The organism is Synechococcus sp. H55.8 (assembly GCF_047462375.1).
Taxonomy (GTDB): domain Bacteria; phylum Cyanobacteriota; class Cyanobacteriia; order Thermostichales; family Thermostichaceae; genus Thermostichus.
Map to the genome: position 1 here is coordinate 1 of NZ_JANSJC010000050.1, position 2,500 is coordinate 2,500.

Here is a 2,500-nt window from a genome sequence, read left to right on the forward strand (position 1 = left end):
TTACGCCTTTCGTGCGGGTCGGAACTTACCCGACAAGGAATTTCGCTACCTTAGGACCGTTATAGTTACGGCCGCCGTTCACCGGGGCTTCGGTCGCCAGCTTCGCTTGCGCTAACCGACTTCCTTAACCTTCCGGCACTGGGCAGGCGTCAGCCCCTATACGTCGTCTTGCGACTTAGCAGAGACCTGTGTTTTTGGTAAACAGTTGCCTGGGCCCTTTCACTGCGACCAGCTTGCGCTGGCACCCCTTCTCCCGAAGTTACGGGGTTATTTTGCCGAGTTCCTTAGAGAGGGTTATCTCGCGCCCCTTGGTATTCTCTACCCACCCACCTGTGTCGGTTTCGGGTACGGGTGACAACCTTCATCGCCTACGAGCTTTTCTTGGCACTCCCCTCAGCCACGCGGGGTCCGTAGACCCCTCCCAATCCAGTTAGGGTGTGGCCTGCTCTTGTGCGTCCCTCTTCAGCTCCAGTTGCCAGTCAGGGAATATCCACCCTGTCTCCATCGACTACGCCTGTCGGCCTCGCCTTAGGTCCCGACTAACCCCCCGCGGACGAGCCTTGCGGGGGAACCCTTGGGTTTTCGGGGCATTGGATTCTCACCAATGTTTGCGCTACTCAAGCCAACATTCTCACTTCCGCCTCGTCCACGGCTGCTTGCGCTACCGCTTCACCCTAGTGCGGAACGCTCCCCTACCATTGACATCCACAACTTCGGCGCATCGCTTAGTCCCGTTCATTTTCGGCGCAAGGGCGCTTGACCAGTCAGCTGTTACGCACTGTTTAAAGGGTGGCTGCTTCTAAGCCAACCTCCTGGTTGTCTGAGCACCCCCACCTCCTTAACCACTGAGCGATGACTTGGGGGCCTTAGTTGGTGGTCTGGGCTGTTTCCCTCTCGACGATGGAGCTTATCCCCCACCGTCTCACTGCCGACTAACCCTGGCGTATTCGGAGTTTGGTTCGATTTGGTACAGCTCTCGCCGCCCGCACCGATTCAGTGCTCTACCCCACCAGGTACCCATCGACGCTGCGCCTCAACGCATTTCGGGGAGAACCAGCTAGCTCTGGGTTCGATTGGCATTTCACCCCTAACCACAGCTCATCCGATGATTTTTCAACATCACCCGGTTCGGCCCTCCACTTGGCTTTACCCAAGCTTCAGCCTGGCCATGGTTAGATCACCCAGGTTCGGGTCTACAGCATAGGACCAACGCCCTCTTCAGACTCGGTTTCCCTTTGGCTCCGGCATTCCCGCCTTAACCTGCCCCATGCTGTAACTCGCTGGCTCATTCTTCAACAGGCACGCGGTCACCCGTTCAATCGGGCTCCCACTGCTTGTAGGCACACGGTTTCATGTTCTCTTTCACTCCCCTCCCGGGGTTCTTTTCACCTTTCCCTCACGGTACTGGTTCACTATCGGTCACGCAGGAGTATTTAGCCTTACGAGATGGTTCTCGCCGATTCACACGGGATTTCACCTGCCCCATGCTACTCGGGATGCGACCGGCGCCTTCCGGCTTTCGGCTACAGGACTTTCACCTTCTTTGGTGCAGCATTCCAACTGCTTCGCCTAGCCTTCCGGCTACCTTTTGGTCGTCCCACAACCCCGCCCAGCCGTAGCTGGACGGTTTAGGCTCTTTCCCGTTCGCTCGCCGCTACTGAGGAAATCACATTTGTTTTCTTTTCCTACGGCTACTAAGATGTTTCAGTTCGCCGCGTTCGCCCCCTTGGCCTATGGATTCAGCCAAGAGTGACAAGGCTTGCACCTTGCCGGGTTGCCCCATTCGGGCATCTGCGGATCACCGCCTTTGTCCAGCTCCCCGCAGCGTTTCGTCGGTAACACGCCCTTCCTCGCCTCTGCGTGCCTAGGTATCCACCGTGCGCCCTTAACTGACTTGACCACAACCACAAACATCGGTGTTCTACCTGCTTCATGCTTCCACTTTCGGAAGCATGACGCTCTCTTGCTATGCAGTTTTCAAAGTGCTGGCCGGTTCAACCCGGCTAAAGACCTGAGCCCACGCTCAACCCTTTAGCCCGATTGTTCACCTCTTCTTCCCCTCAAGGGCAGCCCTCAAATGGTGGAGGTAAGCGGACTCGAACCGCTGGCTTCTGCCGTGCAAAGGCAGCGCTCTACCTACTGAGCTATACCCCCAATCCAGGGCAACCCACTCCCGCTCCCGTCGCCTCACCTCAACCGTCATCCTCAGACTGCTGGGGCCTTGCTGGGGTGACAGTGGGCCATCCTGGACTCGAACCAGGGACCTCACCCTTATCAGGGGTGCGCTCTAACCACCTGAGCTAATAGCCCGCCCCACCAGAACCGTGGTCAACCCTCGCCTCAACCCCGACCAACCTGGGATAACACTTGGACTGCCTACTCGTCTTGAGTGCTTTCGGCTCCGTCCCCAGTAGGTCTCCCTAAAAGGAGGTGATCCAGCCGCACCTTCCGGTACGGCTACCTTGTTACGACTTCACCCCAGTCACCAGCCCTGCCTTCG

At 57.7% G+C, this 2,500-nt stretch carries 2 tRNA genes and 2 rRNA genes (1 of these 4 cut by a window edge); all 4 read right to left on the reverse strand.

Annotated elements, in window-relative coordinates:
- Positions 1 to 1,900 (reverse strand): 23S ribosomal RNA (locus NW862_RS12620); the annotation flags it as partial.
- Between the two features lie 178 nt (positions 1,901 to 2,078).
- A tRNA-Ala gene (locus NW862_RS12625) sits at positions 2,079 to 2,154 on the reverse strand.
- A gap of 82 nt (positions 2,155 to 2,236) precedes the next feature.
- Positions 2,237 to 2,310: transfer RNA gene (locus NW862_RS12630), tRNA-Ile, on the reverse strand.
- 113 nt (positions 2,311 to 2,423) lie between these two features.
- Positions 2,424 to 2,500, reverse strand: a 16S ribosomal RNA gene (locus tag NW862_RS12635); it runs 1,396 nt beyond the window's last position.